At 39.4% G+C, this 20,630-nt stretch carries 21 protein-coding genes and 1 riboswitch; of the genes, 12 read left to right on the top strand and 9 right to left on the bottom strand.

Annotated elements, in window-relative coordinates:
• Nucleotides 1-19 precede the first annotated feature (19 nt).
• Nucleotides 20-196 (bottom strand): hypothetical protein, encoded by a 177-nt coding sequence (locus J4N25_RS02055; RefSeq protein ID WP_207420476.1) that lies wholly within the window; start codon nucleotides 194-196, stop codon nucleotides 20-22.
• A 118-nt stretch (nucleotides 197-314) separates the two neighbouring features.
• Here J4N25_RS02055 and J4N25_RS02050 point away from each other — a divergent pair, with 118 nt between their 5' ends.
• Nucleotides 315-1,805, top strand: coding sequence for a tetratricopeptide repeat protein (locus J4N25_RS02050; RefSeq protein ID WP_207420475.1), 1,491 nt, complete (start codon nucleotides 315-317; stop codon nucleotides 1,803-1,805).
• A 59-nt stretch (nucleotides 1,806-1,864) separates the two neighbouring features.
• Here the strand turns inward: J4N25_RS02050 and J4N25_RS02045 are convergent, their stop codons facing one another.
• The 4 genes from J4N25_RS02045 to J4N25_RS02030 form a co-directional block, all read right to left on the bottom strand.
• Nucleotides 1,865-2,422, bottom strand: coding sequence for a superoxide dismutase family protein (locus J4N25_RS02045; RefSeq protein WP_242695756.1), 558 nt, complete (start codon nucleotides 2,420-2,422; stop codon nucleotides 1,865-1,867).
• A gap of 344 nt (nucleotides 2,423-2,766) precedes the next feature.
• A complete protein-coding gene (locus J4N25_RS02040; protein ID WP_207420474.1) occupies nucleotides 2,767-4,074 on the bottom strand; it encodes an ammonium transporter in 1,308 nt (435 codons plus the stop codon).
• 440 nt (nucleotides 4,075-4,514) lie between these two features.
• Complete coding sequence (locus J4N25_RS02035) at nucleotides 4,515-4,958, bottom strand: DUF421 domain-containing protein (RefSeq protein WP_207420473.1); 444 nt, start codon at nucleotides 4,956-4,958, stop codon at nucleotides 4,515-4,517.
• A complete protein-coding gene (locus J4N25_RS02030; protein ID WP_207420472.1) occupies nucleotides 4,958-5,431 on the bottom strand; it encodes a hypothetical protein in 474 nt (157 codons plus the stop codon). Before J4N25_RS02030 ends, J4N25_RS02035 begins: the two co-directional genes overlap by 1 nt.
• A 122-nt stretch (nucleotides 5,432-5,553) precedes the next feature.
• Here J4N25_RS02030 and J4N25_RS02025 point away from each other — a divergent pair, with 122 nt between their 5' ends.
• Nucleotides 5,554-5,784 carry a hypothetical protein gene (locus J4N25_RS02025; RefSeq protein WP_207420471.1) on the top strand — a complete coding sequence of 77 codons (231 nt, stop codon included), beginning with the start codon at nucleotides 5,554-5,556 and terminating at the stop codon, nucleotides 5,782-5,784.
• A gap of 396 nt (nucleotides 5,785-6,180) precedes the next feature.
• Entirely contained in the window at nucleotides 6,181-7,674 is a 1,494-nt protein-coding gene (locus J4N25_RS02020; protein WP_207420470.1) for a TlpA family protein disulfide reductase, read from the top strand.
• A gap of 31 nt (nucleotides 7,675-7,705) precedes the next feature.
• On the opposite strand, the gene J4N25_RS02015 is transcribed toward J4N25_RS02020, so the two are convergent.
• From J4N25_RS02015 to J4N25_RS02005, 3 genes are all read right to left on the bottom strand, one after another.
• The gene (locus tag J4N25_RS02015; protein WP_207420469.1) at nucleotides 7,706-8,347 is read right to left on the bottom strand and encodes an MgtC/SapB family protein; all 642 of its coding nucleotides are present in this window, start codon (nucleotides 8,345-8,347) and stop codon (nucleotides 7,706-7,708) included.
• Between the two features lie 164 nt (nucleotides 8,348-8,511).
• A complete protein-coding gene (gene folB, locus J4N25_RS02010; RefSeq protein ID WP_207420468.1) occupies nucleotides 8,512-8,874 on the bottom strand; it encodes a dihydroneopterin aldolase in 363 nt (120 codons plus the stop codon).
• Between the two features lie 124 nt (nucleotides 8,875-8,998).
• A complete protein-coding gene (locus tag J4N25_RS02005; RefSeq protein ID WP_207420467.1) occupies nucleotides 8,999-9,811 on the bottom strand; it encodes an SDR family oxidoreductase in 813 nt (270 codons plus the stop codon).
• 144 nt (nucleotides 9,812-9,955) lie between these two features.
• On the opposite strand from J4N25_RS02005, the gene J4N25_RS02000 reads away from it, so the two are divergent.
• The 5 genes from J4N25_RS02000 to J4N25_RS01980 all read left to right on the top strand — a co-directional run bounded on the left by J4N25_RS02000 (nucleotide 9,956) and on the right by J4N25_RS01980 (nucleotide 15,221).
• A complete protein-coding gene (locus J4N25_RS02000) occupies nucleotides 9,956-10,324 on the top strand; it encodes a hypothetical protein (protein ID WP_207420466.1) in 369 nt (122 codons plus the stop codon).
• A 76-nt stretch (nucleotides 10,325-10,400) separates the two neighbouring features.
• The gene (locus J4N25_RS01995) at nucleotides 10,401-12,716 is read left to right on the top strand and encodes a TonB-dependent receptor (protein ID WP_207420465.1); all 2,316 of its coding nucleotides are present in this window, start codon (nucleotides 10,401-10,403) and stop codon (nucleotides 12,714-12,716) included.
• A gap of 1 nt (nucleotide 12,717) precedes the next feature.
• Nucleotides 12,718-14,016, top strand: coding sequence for a sialidase/neuraminidase family protein (locus tag J4N25_RS01990; protein ID WP_207420464.1), 1,299 nt, complete (start codon nucleotides 12,718-12,720; stop codon nucleotides 14,014-14,016).
• Nucleotides 14,009-14,455 carry a hypothetical protein gene (locus tag J4N25_RS01985; RefSeq protein WP_207420463.1) on the top strand — a complete coding sequence of 149 codons (447 nt, stop codon included), beginning with the start codon at nucleotides 14,009-14,011 and terminating at the stop codon, nucleotides 14,453-14,455. The genes J4N25_RS01990 and J4N25_RS01985 overlap by 8 nt, the downstream gene beginning before the upstream one ends.
• Nucleotides 14,456-14,552: 97 nt before the next feature.
• On the top strand, nucleotides 14,553-15,221 hold the full coding sequence (locus J4N25_RS01980) for a YceI family protein (RefSeq protein ID WP_207420462.1): 669 nt from the start codon (nucleotides 14,553-14,555) through the stop codon (nucleotides 15,219-15,221).
• 12 nt (nucleotides 15,222-15,233) lie between these two features.
• Here J4N25_RS01980 and J4N25_RS01975 read toward each other — a convergent pair whose 3' ends face one another.
• A complete protein-coding gene (locus J4N25_RS01975; protein WP_207420461.1) occupies nucleotides 15,234-15,464 on the bottom strand; it encodes a hypothetical protein in 231 nt (76 codons plus the stop codon).
• Between the two features lie 430 nt (nucleotides 15,465-15,894).
• Between J4N25_RS01975 and J4N25_RS01970 the strand changes: the two genes are divergently transcribed.
• The 4 genes from J4N25_RS01970 (at nucleotide 15,895) to J4N25_RS01955 (ending at nucleotide 20,579) form a co-directional block, all read left to right on the top strand.
• Entirely contained in the window at nucleotides 15,895-16,461 is a 567-nt protein-coding gene (locus J4N25_RS01970; RefSeq protein WP_207420460.1) for a PH domain-containing protein, read from the top strand.
• A 243-nt stretch (nucleotides 16,462-16,704) separates the two neighbouring features.
• A complete protein-coding gene (locus J4N25_RS01965; protein ID WP_207420459.1) occupies nucleotides 16,705-17,823 on the top strand; it encodes a trans-sulfuration enzyme family protein in 1,119 nt (372 codons plus the stop codon).
• 95 nt (nucleotides 17,824-17,918) lie between these two features.
• Nucleotides 17,919-18,031, top strand: a riboswitch (SAM riboswitch).
• A 226-nt stretch (nucleotides 18,032-18,257) separates the two neighbouring features.
• On the top strand, nucleotides 18,258-19,310 hold the full coding sequence (locus J4N25_RS01960) for a homoserine O-acetyltransferase family protein (protein ID WP_207420458.1): 1,053 nt from the start codon (nucleotides 18,258-18,260) through the stop codon (nucleotides 19,308-19,310).
• Complete coding sequence (locus J4N25_RS01955) at nucleotides 19,311-20,579, top strand: homoserine dehydrogenase (protein ID WP_207420457.1); 1,269 nt, start codon at nucleotides 19,311-19,313, stop codon at nucleotides 20,577-20,579.
• Nucleotides 20,580-20,630 lie beyond the last annotated feature (51 nt).

Below are 20,630 nucleotides of genomic sequence, written 5' to 3'. Positions count from 1 at the left end.
AATTAATTGTAAAAATTAATTATCCGCCCCATCCGCCGCCATTGCCTTCAGATCCGCTCTTGCTATCATCTCCACCTTCTTCACCATCCATAGTTTTCTTCTCAATCTTTACTTTTTCTGGTTGAGCTTCGTTGTCTTTTTTACATGCCGCAAAACCAATGCTAATAATAACGGCTGCTAATAAAATTTTTTTCATGTTGTTTAGATTTGATGTACAATATAAAGTATAAAAATAGATAAAATAACTTATTAACGTAACGATTTATAAATAATGTGGTATAAATTAATTTTCGTAATTTGTCCCTGTTTAAGAGATGAAATTAAAATTACTCCTTTTTCTTTATTTTATTAATCTTTCAGTTTCTTTTGCTAACCAACAAGATTTCAAGACAGATAGTTTGAAAGTTGTTGAATTAAATAAGTATGCAGAAAAAGTTAGACAAATCGATCCAAAGAAAACTATTTATACTGCAAATCAAGCTCTCAGGTTAGCAGAAAAAATAAATTTTGAATTAGGTCAAGCTGAAGCTTATCGTGTTATGGGAACTGGGTATTCCATTCTTGTGGAGGACGATACTGCTATTTCTAAGTTTTTGCTAGCCTTGAACCTATTTAAAAAGCACAAAGATTTTTATGGCGAAGCAATGGTGTATAATAACATCGGCAATCGGTATAAAAACTATGATAGAAGAAAGGCGCTTTCATACTACCTTAAATGTATCAGTATTGCTAAAAAGATAAAAAATGACGAGTTAGTAGCCGGATGTTCCATTAACGTTGCAAATATTTATACTAAATCCAATAAGTACGAAGCAGCATTAAGTTACTTGAATAAGAGCTTTGAATACTTTAAAGAGAAGAAAGATACATTAAGTATTTCAATTATTCTCCTTAGTAAGGGATTCCTTTATGGGAAGACAAAAAGATACAATGCCGCGGTAGAGGTCTTAGAAGAATGCGAAGAAATTTGCCTCAAAAATCAATATTATCCCCGACTATCGACTGTCTACATGTATTTGGCTGATATTTATATGGCTCAAAAGAAGTATAACAAGACTGAAGATTTTATAAAAAAAGGACTGGCGATATCCGAAAGAGTTGGCGAGGTTAAACTTAAACAAGACTTCACGAAGCAATTATATTACTTAGCTAAATCAAAAAATAATTCTGTAGACGCATTGAAATACTTGGAGAATGTTTACAAAGAAGACAGCATTTCTATTCGTGATTTAGTCAGTAAAAAATATTCTCTTCATCAAGAACAGTTTGACTTTATTGAAAAGCAAAAGCAAACGGAAATCCTTCTTGAAAAGCAAAAAACAAACAGGGTCAAATATATTGCAGCTGTTATAGTTTTAGCTTTGTCTTTTGTGGTTATAGCCCTTCTGGTTATTCAATCCCGTAAGAAGGCTAAAACGTTGCATAAGATGCGAGAGCTTAACGAGGAGATTTCTGTTCAGAAAGAAAATTTGGATAAGATAAATCAAAACCTTGAAAGCATCATAGAGGAGCGTACTGAAGACATAAAGGCCAAGAACTTAAAGCTTTCACAGTATTCGTCTCACCTTTCGCACGAGATCAGAAGCCCGGTTTCTACTATCAAAGGGCTCCTGCTGCTTGACGATGAGGATTTGATAGATGATCAGGAACTAATTGCTGAAGTAAAGCGCTGTGTGGATGATATTGATAATAAGCTTTTGAATATTAATCATATGTTGCATAATCCTCAGTATAAGGCCTTTGTTTTGCCAGAAAACAGCGCAAATATAATCCCCCCTCCTGCTGATAATTCTGAAGAGCATTAATAGGAGGTCCCACACGATATTTGATAACAAGAAAGGGTTCCAATGGGAACCCTTTCTTGTTATTTCTTGGCCACTTCAATTACGCCACAGCCAATTCTTGATCCGGCGTTTCCGGTTGGTTGGGTTACATAATCGTCTGTTCCATCATGGACAATCAATCCCCTACCGGCTACATCATTAGAATTTCCGGTACCAACAGACCATTTATCGGTCTTAATCGATAACGATCCCTTTCCAGCTGCATCCAGCTGCACATTCCCGATATCTCCCAAATGATACTCACCACTTCCCCACTTTCCATGTTTGCTATTCGTTGGGTTCCAGTGACCGTGTGCATCGTTCCCTTGATTTCCGCAGTCGCCATGTTCGTGAATATGAACCGCAACTGTTTTATTCGCTTTTGCAGGGAAATTAATTTCTAACTTCATCTCAACCTCATTCTGTTTTTGAACGAAGGTTATTGATCCACTTCCTGGTACCTCTTGCTTCGTTGAATTTATTGTAGCTCTTGCCTCTCTTGTGCTTCCACCTTTTAAACTGGAACAAGAAAAGGCTAATAATGACGACCCAATAATCGCCATTGCGGTCATTTTTCTAGTAAACGCTGCTTCTGACATTTCTATCTTTTTTGAATTACAACAATTAAGTAAATAAAAGTCCAAAGGTTTGAAAATTATTTAAAAGCAACAAAAGGGTTTTATGGTAAATGTAGACTTGAAGATGTAATTTGAGTAAGGATCTTGTGATAAAGGGATTCTAAGTGAGCACTACGTATGGGTGGCCGGGTAGCTTAACCTGTATATGTCCTGCCCTGATGTTACTAAGGAGTAAAGCCATCATCATTTCCAGTCTTCTCCTTATTTTATAAGGGTTTAAATAAATATTCATCCAAAAGATTAAAAGAACTGAAATCAAAAAAAAACCCGCATGAGGCGGGTTTAATAAAAAGAACGATTTACCATTATAATTCTTCGTCGTGCTGACTGATGTCAAGACCGATTTCTTCTTCTTCTGATGTTACCCGGAGAGGGCTGATCGCATTGGTAATCAACAATAAAAGATAAGAACCAACAAATGCAAAAATTGAAACTCCAACAAGCGCCATTAAGTGAACCATAAATAGTTTAGTTTCACCATAGAATAAGCCGTTACCTGTGGTGTTTGCGGCGTTAACTGTTTGATTGGCAAAAATACCAGTCATTAGCATACCTACCATACCTCCAACACCGTGACAAGGAAATACATCAAGAGTGTCGTCTATTTTGGTGCGAGAGCGCCAGATTACTACCAGGTTACTTATAACCGCTGCAACTATACCAATTACTAAAGAATGTGATACCGTTACGAATCCTGCAGCAGGTGTAATTGCTACTAAACCAACAACTGCCCCGATACATGCACCCATAGCAGATGGCTTTTTGCCCCTGAACATATCAAAAAATACCCAGGCCATAGCAGCAGCTGCAGAAGCTGTGGTTGTGGTTGCCAGAGCTGTAGCAGCCAAAGTACCGGCGCCTACAGCAGAGCCCGCATTGAAACCGAACCAACCGAACCATAACAAGCCAGTACCCAGGATTACATAACTTACCCTTGCAGGCGTGTGCTCTGCTTTTGTCCGGCCCTTAAGGAATAATGCTGAAGCAAGTGCAGCCCATCCTGCAGACATATGCACTACTGTACCACCAGCAAAGTCAAGAACTCCAAGGTTGAACAGTAGTCCGTTAGGATGCCAGGTTGCATGAGCTAAAGGTGCATAAATAAGGATCATAAACAAGGTTATGAAAATAAGATAAGAATTGAATTTGATACGCTCTGCAAATGCACCTGTAATTAATGCTGGCGTAATAACCGCAAACTTTAATTGGAACATTGCGAACAAAACCAAAGGGATAGTTGGAGCCAGAGACCAAACTGCATTTCCTATCATACCTTTCATCATGAAAAACGTACCTGGATTACCAATTATTCCGCCTATGTCATCTCCAAAGGCTAAGCTAAATCCGAAAACAACCCATAGGACTGTTATCAGACCCATACATACCAAGCTCTGGAGCATTGTCGAAATAACATTCTTTTTGCGAACCATTCCACCATAAAAGTACGCGAGGCCTGGAGTCATTAATAAAACCAGAGCTGTTGACACCAGTAACCATGCCGTGTCTCCGGTGTCGATTTTGCTATCGGCAACATTTGCGGCTTCGACCGAAGGAAATGCTAACCCAAGCGCTACAACAACGAGTAATAATAGAAAAGGTAATACTTTTTTCATCTTAACTTTGTTAATGTTTAATGTAATTAGAAATAAAAGTGGTAATTTATTTTATAATTACAAACAAAAACGGGTTAAAATTGATTAAAGCATTAAAAAAAATGCTTCTTTTAAGTCAATTTTTACTTAAAAGTTTTCCTTTTGTGTTTTAAAAGGTGAATTTGTGTATAGATTTTAGTTATTCATGTCTCAATCGGCGCGAGAAAAGGAAGATGTTCCTATGTTCTATAAGTTTCAACCAAGATATGACTTGTAAACATCGTCATATGGTTCATTTGTGAAGTATATTATAGGTTCTTCTTCGGTATGTGAGGCTTCAAATATGATTTTTGTCCCAAATTCGTAAGGCTCTATAGCTATTACTCTTTGTTTCTCAAATCTTGTTGGTTTATTGTCTATTAATACTGTAAAAAAAGTGGAAGTCATGTTTCTTTTTGTTTCTAAATAGGAATAATACTTATCGTACCGTCTTTTTCAAGAACAGCATATTTTATTTTATCGAGGGAATCTATACCCTGCATTTTTCTTGCCGCCTCAAGGATGTCCTCAACTTGCAATCTTGATTTCTTTATTCGCTCTAATAAAGGTTTGCCATCCTTTAATATAATCAGCGGAACTCCGTTCAAAATTTTATCGACCTTAGAAAAGCGGTTCGAAATCAAGGATACCATAATATCAATAAAAACAAGTGTGGTTATGGCAAGGAGGCCACCAGTAATAGAATTATCATCATCTATCAGAGATTGTTGAATAGCCTCACTTATTATCAATAACAAGACAAGATCAAAAGTGGTCATTTCTCCCACTGTTCTTTTGCCGCCTAGTCTCAGGATTAGGAAAACAGCGACATATATAAATGCAGATCTAAATACTATGGATTCCATCAGAAAAAAATAAATTGGTGAATGTCAAGTTTGAAGCCGTTAAACTCCAATAACAATCGTTGCTCTCCGCGTCCTATGGGTTTTAAGTAAAAAACTATATTGTCGCTTCTTCGGGAGTGAAACTTGTATCTGATCTTTTGACCCTCTAGTTTTACTGATTCAGGCTCCGGTGTCACCTCTTCTATTTTAATCTTTTTTGTGTAATCAGAATTTACCAAGATCGAAGAGTCTTTACTGAGCTTGTTGGCTTCAATAATTATTTTGGAACTTAGTGAATACCGTAACAATTTGTCGTATTGTATTGATAGACCTGCGTGGCTTACTCTTGTGTGACTTAAAAAGCCCCCTCCAAATAGACCCATGGCGCCTCCTGCTACTATCAATCCCATAAATATCCATCCCGCTCTTAGTATTGGCCATTCTTTCTTTTCGATGGCAAGGTCTTTCTCTAGTGCTAAAGTGTCTTTCTGCATTTGCTAATATGGGTGATGTTAAGACTAAACCCTCTTTTTTTTAAGATTGTTTCAGAACGGCACTTCTGAAAAAAAACTCAACAAAGCTCAGGGCGGCTTGTTGAAGCAGAAAAGTGATATGTATGAAAAAGCAAGATGGAGAGCAGTATAATATTCCAGGGCAACCTGATAAAGGCAAACCAGATCCTCATTTGCCTACCGATGACGAAAAGAATGCGATAAGGAGTGGTGCTAAGAATGAAGACCAGCTAGAGCAGTTAAAGCCTCAAGGCGGGGATGATAAAGCGGCCGGAGAGGTAGGCTCACCACCTGTGACTCGCACCGATCAAGGAGATAAAGAGGATAATTCTTAAAGTATCAATCAGGTATATAGGACTTTGCGCTCGTATATGCCTGGTTTTTTCCGGAAACTGCAATAACCTCACTATGGCAGAATCTTTGGCACAAACCCCGTAATGAATTCTTTATCCAACTTCTTTTCCAGGAAACTTTTTTTCCACTATTTTGATTTAATATTCTGCACTTTTCCACAATTTATCCGTCTGGCTGCTTTTGTATTATTATCAATAGAGGCTCATTTTCAGTTATTTAAAACTTTAGTTCTTAAATTCGTTCACTTATCCACATTCAGGGCGCACTTATCCACGCTTTTTAACACCTTATTCACACTCTTCAGTATGTAACCTAAAATTAAATATACAGTAACAAATGCTGAATTTTATAAAATATGATGTAGTACTTAAACCGCAATGAAAAAAACTCTCTCACTTCTGTGTATTCCCTTTGCTGTGCATGCTCAGAAAAATGTTTTTCTTAAGGGTAGGCTTCCTGAATTTGCAGGAAAAACTGTACTCCTTGAAAACAGCAAGCAATTGAAAGCGCCTTTGTATTTTGATGCTAAAGGTAACTTTGTGTTTAGCGGAGAGTTGGACAGTGCTTATTACACGATAGATAAGGACATTCAACTGTATTTGGGCCCGGGAATGAATCTTGTTTTAGAGGGAAAATTGAACGAACTTCATCTGCAGGGGCCGGGAGAATTGGAAAATAATGCTCAGGCGAACATCAATTATCTTATTCAAAAAATTTTCCCTGTTAGCAACGGACATCTTCAAAAAGAATTCAATCTTATTGAACCCGAAGATTTTATACAGCTTACCAAGCAATTTAAAGATCAGGCTTTTTCTCTGTTGTCAAAGCAAGGATTCGGCAGCAAATTTTTCAAATCCCAACAAGACCATGTCGACTATACTATTAAATACTTCATACACGATTATCTAAAAAGATACGGAATCGACCCAGTCAGAGAAGACGAGTATTATAAGCTTGCTCAATCTTTGAAGCCGGGAAGCGATTTGCCAGAAATCTTACTTCCAGCTGCTAAAGCCATTTATGTGCGGCGTCTCCCTCTAGAAAAAATTGCAGAACTTCAGGCCATGGTTTGGGAGGATTTTGACTTGAATAATGGGGAATTGTATTCATTCTCTCCCTATTATAAATCCCTCATTTCAGTTCGGCTCGATGCCCTGCGCACTGCAGAGTTAGTAAAATCGCCCTATTTCAAAAGTAAAAGTTCATTTGAGTTAAAAAGGGACATTGTTCAACGCGATTTTGCCGATGGTCCGATTAAGGAAGAGTTATTGTTTCAAAATACTTTACAATTGATCTGTGGAAGTATTAACGACGATAAGTATTTGAAGGATTATTTAAGTGTAGCAAAAGATCCTGGATACAGGGAGCTGGTCCAGTTGAGATACGATAAATTGAAACTTGTTAGTCCCGGTTCGGAAGCTCCTTTATTTAGTTATAAAGATCAAACCAACCATACTGTATCCTTAAGTAACTTTAGGGGAAGTTATGTATTCCTCGATGTATGGGCAACTTGGTGCAGCCCTTGTAAGCAAGAACTGCCTTATTTAAAAGAAATTGAGCAGCGCTACCAGCATCAAAACATAAGGTTTGTTAGTGTGTCAGTAGACATGCAGGCGCACCGCGAACGTTGGTTGCAATTCGTTAAGGAACAGAACCTCCCTGGTACGCAACTAATAGCAGACCGGGACTTTAGATCAGACTTTATTCAGGCCTTTGGTATTAACACCATACCTCGTTTTGTTTTGATTGATCCGGATGGTAGAATTGTAGACAGTAACGCGCCTCGTCCTTCTAATCCAAAGCTTCAGCAAATACTTGATAAGTTGCTATTGAACAACCTTTCATCTTGTGCAACTTGTTCTTCAAAATGAGGTTTTGATGTAGTATATCGTACTCTCCTATTTAAATCATTACATCTGCAATGTGATGCGATTCAATCAAGTAACGATTAAAGTCGGCTAGCAGTTTCTTCCGTCCTGATACTTCAAAAACAAGATGGATCTTATTATTGCATTTGGTAAGTTGAATCTGCCTGAACTGCAATCCTCTCTGTACGGCCTCCTTGTCCAGCGACTCAAGATGAGACATGCTCTCATCGATAAAAATCACTTTGAATTTCCTTTGGTGATGGAGGAAATCTATTAGCATTTCAATCTTATTGAAAAGAGAAAGGATAACCAGCACAATTAGGGTTAGTATGATAGATAGGGAATAATGGAAAGTTCCTATTACCATTCCAAGGGCAGCAACGACCCAGATTACCGCTGCAGTTGTCAAACCTTTAACCGATAGCCCATCCTTGAATATTACGCCCGCGCCGATAAAACCTATCCCTGTAATAATATTAGCAGCAATCCGGTCATCGCTCGTATTGGAACTCCTTTGGGAAACTATGGTGAAAATGGTGGAGCCCAAACATATTAAAATCAAAGTTCTGAACCCGGCATTTTTATTTTTATACTCTCTCTCAAAGCCAATAATGCTTCCGCATGCTATAGAGATCAGTATCCTTAGTAGATCATGATATTCAAATTGAAATTCCATTTCGTTAGATTATAATTGGTATAAACAGAATAAGCTAATATCCGCCCCTTTTCCCCGATTATGTATACGGCTTCACGTCATCCATAGTTATTCATAAACCTACATTTCCCCTGAAGAAAGAAGGATCTGAATAAAAGGATTGCACCTATACAGGAAGATTAAGATTATTTGCTGTATGATAGTTGGATCAAAGAGTTCTTGATTTCAGCGCCCATGGGTAAACACATCTTCCGGATTGAGACTTCCGCTTTAGTAACAAAGGGAAACTCAACGATAACCTGCCTTAGTATTCCATGTGCTACCGTTTCAAGAAGCTTCCGGGTTTGCTTCATTTCAGATTTGGCTATTTCAAATAACCGCTCATAGTTAACTGTATTCTTAAGATCATCCCCTCCATCATCAGTGACCTCCATCTCTGTAATAAGATCTAAGATGAACTCATTTCCTATCAACTGCTCTTCGGGATAAAAACCATGAAATGCAAAAAAACGAACGCCTTCAAGGGCTACTCTCTGGGTAATTGGCATAAGCCATCAAAAATAGAAAAGGAATGGCTGTATTGAAACTATTTTTGCCTCCTGTGCATAAATAGCAAGGCTCGTATGCTTTGAAATCTATACGAGCCCTAAAGTTAGAAACTTAATGATCAACCTATACGCCGCTGTTCACTATAAAGCCTCCATCCACGTTGACAACTGTACCTGTTACAAATTTAGAAGCATCGCTTAACAGCCAAATTAATGCTCCAATTAATTCGTCAGGATGACCGAAACGTTTAAATGGTGTTTGGTTTAAAACAAGTTGTCCTCTTTGAGTATAACCTCCATCCTCTTTAGTCAATAAAGCGCGGTTTTGATCGGTAAGGAAGAAACCAGGGGCAATAGCGTTCATCCTGACTTTGTCCTGATATCGGTTAGCAAGCTCAACCGCGAACCAGCGGGTGTATGCATCAACAGCCGCCTTTGCAAGGCTGTAACCCATTACCTTACTTAAAGCACGCTGGGCAGACATTGAAGAAATATTAACAATGCTACCACCATTTTCAGTAAGCGATTCTCCAAAAACCTGCGTAGGAAGTAAGGTACCCCAAAGATTCAGGTCCATTACTTCTTTCATACCGTCAACGTTCAACTTAAAAATATTTTCATCAGGCTGGAGGATACCATCTGGACGATTCCCACCTGCGCCATTTACAAGACCGTCTATTCTACCGTAGGTTTTTAATACCAGATCTCTCGCAGCCAATAACTGCGCTTCATTCTGTACGTCAGCGATAAGTGCAATTGCTTTACCACCTTTTTTAAGAATCTCTTCTGCCCGTTCATTAGCAACTGCCTCATTACGCCCCAGTACCCCTACTATAGCGCCAGCTTCTGCTAGTCCGTTAACAAACGAGTGACCTAATACCCCTGTGGCCCCGGTTACAATTATTACTTTGTCCTCTAATGAAAAACTTGAATGCATTCTGTTTTTTCTTATGTGTGATTTTTCTGTTTGTGATCATTCTTTTCATCCCACGGCCAATGCAATAGGTAGACAGATGCAAAAAATTAAAAGTCATAACTTCCCTTGCTTGAGAATAAATTGCTGGTTACTTTTGTCCGTAGTATGATTCGCAAACTTACGGCCTTCATTTTAATATTAACCCTGCTAAGCGCAAATTTTAGCCGGTTTTTTATTTATGCAGGTTTCGCTGCGAATAAACATTTAATCGCTTCTGCACTTTGTGAAAACCGGGACAAGCCGCAGCTTCATTGTAACGGTAAGTGTTACCTGATGAAAAAGATCAAGTTAGCGGAAGAGAAAGAAAAGAACCAGGAAAGACGAGCGCAAAGCAATACTTTTCATGAAGTATCAAGCTTTCCCGAATATACCATCTCTGTTCCTGTTTCATTTGTCTCTATAAGTTCATTCTTCGAACCAGAAAGCAAGCCTTTTAACTCCAGCAGAGCTATCTTTCAGCCGCCCCGCGCATAATTCCTTTACAGAATTTTATTAGAGTTATTCGATGGATCTTTTCATCGAGGAAAGTTTACATGTTAAAGGATTATAAATGAGAACTATCATTTTTGCATGTCTCATGCACCTTACCTGTTTTCTTTATGCGCAAAAGCAGAACGTTATGGTTCGAATTGTCGATTCACGTTCACAAACAGCATTACAAGGCGCAGACATAAGAAGCATAGGTAATGGATCAATAATATCACAAAGTAATGCACAGGGGCGTTCAACTGTTAGTCTGAACGATTCAATAGAAGTTTCAAAACCAGGCTATAATACAATAAGAGTATTGGCTGTAGAGGGATTAGTGGTATCTCTTGAAGCAACTTCCAACTTCCTTTCTGAAGTTGTAGTTTCTGGTAGTCGCGAGCAGCAATCCCGTAAGGAAATTCCAGCCGCCATAAGTAAAATCAATTCTGCTACGCTCACTGAAACCAGAGCCACAGCACTTTATCAGTTACTAAATAAGTCGGCTGGAGTTTATATGGTAAACCTTGGTAACGAACAGCATACCATGGCCATACGTCAACCTATAACCTATAATGCCCTTTACCTTTATTTAGAGGATGGGCTCCCTATAAGACCAACAGGTATTTTCAACCATAATGCCCTCTACGAGATCAATATGAATGGACTTAAAGGTATCGAAGTGATCAAAGGGCCCGCATCCTCACTTTACGGTAGTAATGCCATTGGTGGTTCTATCAATTTCATTACTGCAAATCCTCCTATTGGACAGCAGGCTCAGCTCTCAGTGCAGGGAGACGGGTACAACTATTATAGGACCGATATCAGTACAGGCCTTACTCGCGGAAAGCTTGGCGTTTATGTTGGAGCATACACGGCCAGGCAAAAAAATAGCTGGCAGGATTATACAGATTTCGATAAATATTCAGCGAGTTTAAAAACCACTTACGATTTCAATTCAGCCAGTCGCTTAACTGTAGCTGGAAGCTTCAGCTATCTTGATACACAAACCCCTGGTAGTTTGGATAGTGCCCGTTTCTATAGCAGAAGGTATAGTAGTAATCAGCGTTTTACCTACCGCAAAGTAAATGCTTTACGCCTCAGTGCGAGGATTGATCATCGCTGGAACTCAAGCAATAGTACATTCCTGACCGCGTTTTTCAGAGATAACTCGACTGGCCAGTTACCCAGCTATTTTATAGGTGATAGTATTGCAAAAGACACTAAGAAGTATGTCCTTTCGAGGGGGCAGGAAAATAACCTCAGCTTTAAGAGTTTTGGACTGCTCACACAGCACAGCTCTCAAATAAAGTTCCTGAATTCGAAGTTCCAGATCGGAGCCTATCTTGATTATAGCCCAAGTACCTTCTATGCAAATTACCTTTCTATAAATAAGGATGTGCCGAGTAATTTTTATACAGGTTTTAACAAGACGGACTCGGTGATCGATAACTATAAAACAAATCTCGTTAACGCGGCTACCTTTGCCCAGTTACAAGTTAATCCGATTAAGGCATTACGTGTAGTTGCAGGTTTGAGGTATGATAACCTGATCTATAATTTTGAAAACAAGCTGCCTCTGGGTAAAACGAAATATAAACAAAACGAGAAAAACGTTTATTCGGTGCTTGCTCCCAAGCTTGGTTTAACTTACGATTTCGGTAAAGGCTTTGGTGTATATAGCAATTGGAGTGTTGGATTTCAACCGCCAGAAACCAGCTTCTTGTATAGTGCAAGACAAACGAATATTCTAGAGCAAGCTACCTTTCAAAATTACGAGTTGGGTGCCTGGCTACCAGTTCATGAGAAGCTGAACATTGAGTTAGCAGCTTTTGCCATGAATGGCAAAAATGAAATCATTACCGTTATGATGCCAGATAATACTACACAAAATGATAACGCTGGTGCTACCCGCCATCGCGGTATTGAGTACACATTGGTATACACGCCAACAAAGCAACTTGGTCTTCGCTTCGGTGGAACCTATGCTGAACACAAATACCAGGAATATAGCGAGCTTTTATTTGGAAAGACAGTGTTTTACAATGGTAATAGCATGGCTAATGCCCCTGCTTCGATTATTAATTCAGAAGTTACCTGGAAGCCGGGTTTTGTAGCGGGACTTAGGATGGCGGCAGAGTGGCAGTCTATCAGTAAATATTATGTAAATAGCGCCAACACCAGATCCTATAGAGGCTACGATATCTTTAATCTGAGGTTCGGGTATGACATCAAAGCAAAAGTGGCAAAAGGCGCGGGCCTTTGGCTTAATATTATGAACGTCACGGATCAACTGTACGCCAATAACGTGACGGGGAATCAATATGGAGTTACTTATAATGCCGCCGCTCCCCGCACTGTTACCATCGGTTTAACTTATTCCTTTACCCATTTAAAGTAATATGAATTTAAAATTTAGATTAATAATCCTAATATCCTTTCAAACAGTGCTTTTATCTCTTTTTATTTCTTGTAAAAATGCAAGTAAAATACCTGAGATAAAGGAGCATGCAATCGACGAAGAAATGGAAGCTTTGGGTCCCTATCTAACCCAGGCACCAGATAAAAGAGCTGTCCTTTGCTGGACAGCAAAGGATCCTTCTGATTCATTATATCGTGTTCAATTCGCTGCTTACAATCCCGCTACTAGTAGGTTCGGTGCACCTGTCACAGTCACCCCTTCTATAGGATGTTCTCATTCGCCTGAAAGTATGGCTAAAGTGGCATTTAAGAAAGACGGCACTATCATCGCTGTTTTCGCCCGGAAGTTTGAAAATGAAAAGAACCCCTATGCTGGAGGCATCTATTATACCTCATCCAAAGATTCGGGAAAGAACTGGTCTACCCCACTTTTTCTTCACTCCGATACCTCTCATCACTACGGAAGGAACTTCTTTGATTTGGCAACTTTGAAAGACGGAGAAATAGCTGCAATCTGGTTAGACGGCAGGTTTGGGAAAACTCAAAAGGGCTCGGCTTTATTTTTTGCTAAAACCGAAAAGGGTAAAGGGTTCGCGCCCGATTCCTGCTTGAATAAAAGCACCTGTGAATGCTGTCGTACCGACCTTTTAGTTGACGATCATGGTAATTTGCATATTGCTTACCGTAGCATTCAGTTTCCTGTAACCACTGCAGGTGCGCAAGTGCGCGATATGGTTTATATCAGTTCCAGGGACAATGGAAAAACATTCACAAAGGAACAAGCTATCAGTAATGATTATTGGAAAATAGATGGCTGTCCCCATTCAGGGCCTTCGCTTTCAGTAAGCGCTGATAAAGTGAATGCTGTTTGGTTTAGTGCAGCAGAAGGTAAGCCTGGGCTTTATTTCAGCACTTCACTTAATAATGCTCCCTTTGCCAAACGAACCTCTTTAAGTACTAAAGGACGGCATCCTCAGCTAACTACCGTTGGACAAAAGCTTGTAATGGTATGTGAAGAATCAGGAACAGGCACAAATCAATCTGGGCATCACAGCGAAGGAATGCCGGCACATCATCAAAGTGCAGCAAGCGCAAAGGTTCTATTAAGTTTTATTGAGAAGGGAAATACTTCGCGAACAATCTCAATTACAGATGGTACATTCGCAGATCACCACGCGGTAATCACACCTCAAAGTGATAAGGCATTAATAGCTTGGGTGAGAGAAAGTAAAGGAATTCCAACGATTTATTATACTACAAATGAACTGGCAAATGATTAAAAAAGCAGGCGTATTTTTGATTTCCGCCTTTGCAACTGCGGTTGTCTCGTGCAAGCAGGGTCCGGATTACAAAACCATAAGAGATGAGGTTGTATCAATACACGATAGCGTAATGATAAATACAGAAAAGGCATATCTAAATAAAAGAAAGCTTGATACCCTGGTAACTCGCCTGGATAGTATTAAGAAAGGGCGACCTGCTCTCGATACTATTACAGAAAAGCAAACCATGAACAAGTTGCGATCCCAATTGGAGGATGCGGATGACCAAATGTCGGATTGGATGCACAAGTTCAACGCCGATGTTAGCGGGAAGAATGAGGATGAAGCGGTGGCTTATTTCAATAAGGAAAAAGCAAAGATCAAGGCGATAGATTCCGTTTATGTCAACCTGCTAAAAGAATCAGATCAGTACCTGCTACAGTTCAGGAAGAAATAGGATCTGAACTTCTCCCTTTAATCAAAGGGAGAAGTTTGCAAGTCAAACACTTGGGCCTTTCCCTCTGTTTAAATGTTCTAACCCAATGTAGAATAATATGCAAACAGGAGTTAAAAGTTCAATAGTAGCAATAGCAATGGCGGTTTCTATCTCTGCATGCAATCAGGCACCGAAAGGAGATAACGCGAAAATAGCCGAAGAACAACAGGCTGCAACATCAACTGGTGAGACTTTCAGGATCGACACTACTACTTCAAGGATTCGGTTTACGGGTCACGGGATAGGTAAAAGCCATCCTGGTATCTTCAAACTGAACTATGGAAATGTATCGGTAGCAGACCAACAGATCACAGGTGGAGAGTTTGAAATAAATGTTAAGTCGCTTGAAGTGGAGGAAAAGGGCGATATGTTTCAGAGCAAGCTTAAGCCACACCTTTTAAGCGGAGATTTCTTTGACGCAGATAATTTCGGAACAGCGAAATTTCAAATCTCAAAGGTGGAACCTTACAAACCGGATGGAAAAGATACCTCTTTGGTGAAGGGAGCTAATTTCAATATTAGTGGAAACCTGACATTGAAGAACGTTACTAAAAATATTACTTTTCCAGCTAATGTAGAACTGGTGGGAAACACAATGAAGGCTAAAGCCGACTTTGACATAGACAGAAGGCAGTGGCAAATGAACTATGGAAACGATAAAACGCTCGGTGATAAGTTCATTTCAGAAAAGGTAAATATTGAGCTCGACCTAAAAGCGATAAGATAGAGCAGAATTTGATCAATTTGGAGGATACGATTGCTTAAAGGCGATAAGTACCTCCAAAAAGATCTCTCTATCAAGATCAAATGCTGGTTTATCTAAACCAACCGGCCTCCCCTTTTTAAAGTTCACGGGAAATAATTCCTTAAATTCTATAAATGAAAGCTGATCTTGTAACCAGCTGTACTTCTCAAAAATAACCTTTAACTTCATTTCAAAAAGCTTATCTGCCATCGGATCACTACTCATCTCTTTTGTTATTTACTGCAAAATAAGTCAAATCCCCGGCAAAAAGGAAAGGGCGAAAAAGGAAAATTTTAGACTCGAATATATTTAATGATAATTAACTGAGGGGAAAATTCATTTAAGGAACGTCCTACCACTAACTTGCCATACCCAAGACTTAACAGGGACAAAACCCGTACTTAGCCCGGACATAGCCCGGTAAATTGCACGCGTTTCCCCTGTTAGATACTGGCTACTATTCTGTCAGTAACAAGTTAACCTTAAGTTTATCTCCATAGCTTTTTATTTCCTTTGAAAATGTTTCTTCGATTCTTTCTGCTGCGCACTGTACTATCCCCCTAGAGTAATCTCGCCAAGCTGCTAGAAGATTGAAAAAAATCATAACCCAAATAAAAAAACTTGCGTATACAGTAGCAGTAAACTACCCTTCAGTATGAGTAAAAAACAAGAAAAGGCAGAAGTAAGACACCCTGAACCAACTATTACAGCACAGAAACATTGGATCGTTTATTCAGCACCTGCGGGCTTAATCGCAGCTGGATTAATATTATTCCTTCAGGAGGATATGACATTCAAAGTTTTTGGAGGAGTTTTAGCTGCAGCGGGATTGATTTGGGCAATCAGTAAAGCAAACGAAAAATGGCATCTTACAGATCAGCACCTGGTAATGGAAAAAGGTCTGTTCTCAAAGAAAAAACATGAAATATCTGTTCATGATATCTACAAAGCTTCGGCAGAGCATCATAAATTAAGTAAGTATTTCAGAATGGGTCATATCAGAACCCGTAGAAGAGCCGATGAATGTTCTGGTTTCAGCCACTCTTTCATTACTAATCACGAGGAGTTCTCGAAAGCTATTGAGCACCGGGTTAAAAAGCATTCTTCAGCTCACAGCTTGAATCAGGTTTATGAATTGAAAGAAAAAGGTGCTATATCGCCTAAAGAGTATGAGCTTATTAAGCTAGGTCACGTAACTCAACAATTCTTATCTAAACTGTAAAAGAAAAAAAAATTTGTATAAAGGCTCCTTCTAGGGGCCTTTTTTTGTGAACGTCTATTTTTCTATTCTAGCAGCACTCCCAAAGACGATCATCCCTCGTTTGTAGGTTTCTATGAGCGGGAGTTTTTTGTTCCGCTGATCCCTTTTTCTTCTAATCCCTTTTATTAATGTTTTTGTTCTTTAAAACAAGCTAAGTCTATTTTCATTAAGTCTTAAATCTTATTATTGCAGAATAAGCAGAATATGAAAATAGAAACTATTGCAATTCATGCCGGTAATACTACCGATTCAAATACTAAGGCGGTTGTTCAACCTATAACATTATCTACTACTTTCGAACGGGCAGAAGATGGTTCCTATCCTGCAGGATATATATATACACGTGCTGCTAACCCAAATAGATTATCCCTGGAAAATGTGCTAGCCAAGCTAGACGGAGGAGTTGAGGCTTGTGCTTTTTCCTCGGGAAATGCAGCGGGATCTGCTGTTTTCCAATCCCTCGAACCAGGAAGTCATGTCATTGCTCCTGAAGACATGTATCATGGTTTGAAGGCATTGATGAATGAAGTGTATTCAAGAACACTCGACATCACCTATATAGACATGTCTGATCTTGCCGCCGTGGAAAAATCAATTAAACCGCATACCACAAGACTTATTTGGATAGAAACACCTTCTAATCCTTTGCTTAAAATTTCAGATATTAAGGCTATTTGCGGTCTTGCCCACCAGCATGAGATCTCCGTTTGCTGCGATAATACTTTTGCAACTCCAGTTTTTCAAAAGCCTTTGGATTTAGGAGCTGATCTGGTAATGTACTCTTCCACCAAATACTTCGGAGGCCACAGTGATGTGCTCGGAGGGGCTTTAGTGACTAAAACAACCAACACCCAATGGGAGAAGATTAAAAGCATACAGACCTTGTCGGGCGCTGTTCCCTCTCCTTTCGATTGCTATATGACTGTTCGGGGATTAAAAACATTGCCTTACCGGATGCGGGGGCACGAAGCAAATGCGCTTAAAATAGCACATTTCCTGGAGCAGCATCCTGCTATTGAGAAGGTGTTTTATCCTGGCTTAGAAAGCCATACTTCACATAATATCGCAAAATCTCAAATGTCTGGTTTCAGTGGAATGCTAAGTTTTACTATAAAAGGTGGAGAAGAGGCAGCCGGAAAAGTAGCTAATTCCCTGAAATGGATCACACAGGCTACAAGTTTGGGGGGAGTTGAAAGTTTGATAGAACATAGGGCTTCAGTTGAAGGACCACTTACTAAAACACCTTTTAATCTTCTACGACTTTCTGTTGGTCTTGAGAATATCGAGGATCTTATAGCTGATCTTAGAAGTGCCTTGGAGTAATAGTATTCGGAATTTTTTGTACGATTAAACTAAAAGCTATTATATTTGCTTGTCCGATTGAAATATCGGTTGTCAAATACCCCTCAAAAGGTTTTGATTTATAAAGAAGCGGTGAGAGATCAGGCTCTGCGACCCGCTGACAACCTACCGGGAGAGAACGGAAAAGGTGCCAAATCCTGTTCCCGATTAATTGGGAAAGATATAAATTGTTAAAACCATGAAGAAAAATCTTAAAGAACCAGGTTCCCTATTGGGAGCATCTTCGCTTGTACCTGAAAATGGGTTAAGTTCCTCAATGCAGCTTATAAAACTTTTGGATCTTTTGATGCAATAGGTTTTTCAGACACTTCCAAAGGCATCTGTTTTTCTGCTGTAGCAGTAAATCATAAATTTCTTAAATTTTTTTAAGTAGAGTAAATCGATCATTACCACGCATGAGCATTTCTACATATAAACATAATTTGCCTTTTACCTGTGAAAATGGTGAAATAATAGGGGAACTTGAGATTGCTTACGAAACATGGGGACGACTAAATAGCCAGGGTGATAATGTAGTTTGGGTTATTCACGCTCTCACTGCTAATTCTGATGTCTTCGACTGGTGGGGCGGTTTGTTTGGTGAGAATAAACTGTTCGATCCGCAGGATCAGTTCATCGTTTGTGCTAACGTTCTTGGGTCTCATTATGGTACCACCTGCCCTCTCAGTGCAAATCCGGAAACAGGAGAACCATACTTCTTATCCTTCCCAAATTTTAGCATCAGAGATATGGCGAGGGCGCAAATTATTCTTGCTGATCATCTTGGAATTAAAGAAATAGCAATCCTAATAGGTGGCTCCCTGGGAGGACAGCAAGCGGTTGAATGGGCAATTCAGGAGCCATCTAGGATTAAGGACTTGATTTTAATGGCTACTAATGCCAGGCACTCGGCTTGGGGTATTGCGTTCAATGAAAGTCAAAGACTAGCAATTAGTGCTGATCCTACCTTTTATACTAATTCACCTGAGGGTGGAAAGAATGGGCTAAAGGTGGCGAGGAGCATTGCGCTTCTCTCCTATCGTAACTATGAAACTTATGTCAGTACCCAACAGGAAGTTAGCGATGAAAAAAGGGAAGGCTTTAAAGCTTGCTCCTATCAGAATTACCAGGGAGAAAAATTAGTAAAACGCTTCAATGCTTATAGTTACTGGTACTTAACTAAAGCGATGGATAGTCATAACGTGGCAAGAGGGCGTGGTTCAGCAAAAGACGCCTTGAAAGCTATTACAGCAAATACCCTTGTTATCGGTATCACTTCGGATCAATTATTTCCAATATCAGAGCAGAAATATCTTGCAGAAAATATTGAAGGGGCCTTTTACTCAGAAATTAATTCTTTTTACGGGCATGATGGCTTTTTAATAGAGACAGATGCCCTTACTAATGTGATAGCTGAATTCCGGCAGAAGGTGCAACCAGAATACGAGATTTTAAACATAAATTTTTAAATGAGTAAGAAACTTACACTTGGTTTATTTGGCTTTGGCGTGGTGGGTCAGGGCTTATACGATATTATCAGGACAAAGGACCTGAATCTTGAAATTAAAAAGATTGCTATAAAAAATCCTGAAAAGGAAAGAACGCTTCCTGAAGAATTGTTCACTACAGACGGAGAATTAATATTGAACGATCCTGAAATAAATACAGTAGTAGAGTTAATCAACGACGCCGCTGCCGCCTATTACATTGTAACTACAGCCTTGAAAAATGGTAAGAACGTAGTGTCTGCTAATAAAAAGCTTATTGCTAACCACCTTGAAGAGCTGGTTGAACTACAACAAAAGCATAACGTTTCTTTTTTGTATGAGGGCGCAGTATGCGGTAGTATTCCAATCATCCGCAACCTGGAAGAGTATTATGATAATGAGTTGTTGTACTCTTTAAGGGGTATTTTCAATGGTTCATCAAATTTTATCCTTTCTAAGATCTTCAATGAGAATTTAAGTTACGGAACAGCTTTGAAGCAGGCTCAGGATCTCGGTTTTGCTGAAACCGACCCAATTCTTGATGTGGGTGGCTTTGACCCTAAATATAAGCTGGTTATTGCCTCTGCCCACGCATATGGATTACTTGCTGATCCCGAGAATGTGTTAAACATTGGCATTCAAAACTTAGGCGACCAGGACATCCAATTTGCAAGAGAAAAAAATTTTAAGATAAAACTTGTACCTACAGCCTTAGAATTTGGAGAGAAGAAGATCGTTCTTTATGTACTACCTAAATTAGTGAGGCAGGATGACTTTCTTTATAACGTTGAAAACGAGTACAACGGAGTGATCGTGCAGGCTGCCTTTGCTGATCAGCAATTTTTTTTCGGTAAAGGAGCTGGAGGCCACCCAACAGGTTCTGCAGTTCTTTCAGATATCGCTGCTCTGCGCTATGACTACCGTTACGAGTATAAAAAGTATCATCAGAAAAAAGGCCTGGTGCTTTCATCTGACTATTCACTAAACGTTTATTTAAGGTATTCCGATGAGCAACTAATTGAAAAGCTGGGATTCGAAGAAGTTACTGAGCGTTATTTTTCGCCTAACTTCAAATATGTAGTTGGTAAAATCTCTTTAAGCGCGTTAGCCCTGCAGAAAGAACTATTGACTCAACCCAGTGTGTTCATTGCTGAAATAGGAAATGTAAGTCCGGTAACACATGAAACAGGGGTTTCCAAAGAGCACCTGGAGCTCGAGAATTCGAAGACCCTGACTCATTTGGCGATTTAAGGGCAATAGAACCTTCATGAGCAGATGCTCGCAAATGGAGGGTGAAAGTTT

It is taken from the genome of Desertivirga brevis, from assembly GCF_017355835.1.
The sequence above is the reverse complement of the archived record's forward strand: the minus strand, read 5'-3'. Positions and strand labels throughout refer to the sequence as shown.

Coding starts and splice junctions, on each gene's coding strand:
- J4N25_RS02055 (WP_207420476.1), bottom strand. CDS start 196: ATGAAAAAAATTTTATTAGCAGCCGTTATTATTAGCATTGGTTTTGCG.
- J4N25_RS02050 (WP_207420475.1), top strand. CDS start 315: ATGAAATTAAAATTACTCCTTTTTCTTTATTTTATTAATCTTTCAGTT.
- J4N25_RS02045 (WP_242695756.1), bottom strand. CDS start 2,422: ATGTCAGAAGCAGCGTTTACTAGAAAAATGACCGCAATGGCGATTATT.
- J4N25_RS02040 (WP_207420474.1), bottom strand. CDS start 4,074: ATGAAAAAAGTATTACCTTTTCTATTATTACTCGTTGTTGTAGCGCTT.
- J4N25_RS02035 (WP_207420473.1), bottom strand. CDS start 4,958: ATGGAATCCATAGTATTTAGATCTGCATTTATATATGTCGCTGTTTTC.
- J4N25_RS02030 (WP_207420472.1), bottom strand. CDS start 5,431: ATGCAGAAAGACACTTTAGCACTAGAGAAAGACCTTGCCATCGAAAAG.
- J4N25_RS02025 (WP_207420471.1), top strand. CDS start 5,554: ATGAAAAAGCAAGATGGAGAGCAGTATAATATTCCAGGGCAACCTGAT.
- J4N25_RS02020 (WP_207420470.1), top strand. CDS start 6,181: ATGAAAAAAACTCTCTCACTTCTGTGTATTCCCTTTGCTGTGCATGCT.
- J4N25_RS02015 (WP_207420469.1), bottom strand. CDS start 8,347: ATGGAATTTCAATTTGAATATCATGATCTACTAAGGATACTGATCTCT.
- folB (WP_207420468.1), bottom strand. CDS start 8,874: ATGCCAATTACCCAGAGAGTAGCCCTTGAAGGCGTTCGTTTTTTTGCA.
- J4N25_RS02005 (WP_207420467.1), bottom strand. CDS start 9,811: ATGCATTCAAGTTTTTCATTAGAGGACAAAGTAATAATTGTAACCGGG.
- J4N25_RS02000 (WP_207420466.1), top strand. CDS start 9,956: ATGATTCGCAAACTTACGGCCTTCATTTTAATATTAACCCTGCTAAGC.
- J4N25_RS01995 (WP_207420465.1), top strand. CDS start 10,401: ATGAGAACTATCATTTTTGCATGTCTCATGCACCTTACCTGTTTTCTT.
- J4N25_RS01990 (WP_207420464.1), top strand. CDS start 12,718: ATGAATTTAAAATTTAGATTAATAATCCTAATATCCTTTCAAACAGTG.
- J4N25_RS01985 (WP_207420463.1), top strand. CDS start 14,009: ATGATTAAAAAAGCAGGCGTATTTTTGATTTCCGCCTTTGCAACTGCG.
- J4N25_RS01980 (WP_207420462.1), top strand. CDS start 14,553: ATGCAAACAGGAGTTAAAAGTTCAATAGTAGCAATAGCAATGGCGGTT.
- J4N25_RS01975 (WP_207420461.1), bottom strand. CDS start 15,464: ATGAGTAGTGATCCGATGGCAGATAAGCTTTTTGAAATGAAGTTAAAG.
- J4N25_RS01970 (WP_207420460.1), top strand. CDS start 15,895: ATGAGTAAAAAACAAGAAAAGGCAGAAGTAAGACACCCTGAACCAACT.
- J4N25_RS01965 (WP_207420459.1), top strand. CDS start 16,705: ATGAAAATAGAAACTATTGCAATTCATGCCGGTAATACTACCGATTCA.
- J4N25_RS01960 (WP_207420458.1), top strand. CDS start 18,258: ATGAGCATTTCTACATATAAACATAATTTGCCTTTTACCTGTGAAAAT.
- J4N25_RS01955 (WP_207420457.1), top strand. CDS start 19,311: ATGAGTAAGAAACTTACACTTGGTTTATTTGGCTTTGGCGTGGTGGGT.